1 protein-coding gene is annotated in these 515 nt (G+C 48.9%); it reads left to right on the forward strand.

The features are described 5' to 3' along the window. Window positions 1-15 precede the first annotated feature (15 nt). The coding region (locus OKC24_RS19910; RefSeq protein ID WP_265466315.1) for a cryptochrome/photolyase family protein at window positions 16-515 on the forward strand (500 nt) is incomplete at its 3' end.

The following is a 515-nucleotide window of genomic DNA, read 5'->3' on the forward strand; positions in this document are numbered from 1 at the left end:
GGGTCTGGAATGGCTATGCGTTTCGGTTTAATTCTGGGTGACCAGCTTCATCATCAGCTTGCTACGCTCAAAGCGCTAGATCGTAGCAGGGATGTGATCCTGATGGCCGAAGTTGTTGAGGAAGCCACTTATGTCGCCCATCATCCGCAGAAAATTGCCCTGATTTTTAGCGCCATGCGTCATTTTGCCAAAGAACTCAATGCAGAAGGCTGGCGTGTACGTTACCATGCTTTTAAATCTGATAGTCCGATTCGTAGCCTGCTGGATTTCGTAGAGTCACAACAGCAACTCTTACCAGTCACAGAACTGGTCATTACGCACTGCGGGGAATATCGTTTACAGCAGCAGATTGAACAGTATTGGAGCCAGCAGCTGCAATTGCCAGTACAATGCCTGAATGATGAACGTTTTTTCTGTAGTCCGGAGCAGTTCCGGCACTGGGCCAGCCGCTACCAGACACTGCGTATGGAATATTTTTACCGGGAAATGCGCAAGCAGACCGGTTACTTGATGCA

The organism is Acinetobacter entericus (genome assembly GCF_026168575.1).
Classification (GTDB): domain Bacteria; phylum Pseudomonadota; class Gammaproteobacteria; order Pseudomonadales; family Moraxellaceae; genus Acinetobacter; species Acinetobacter bouvetii.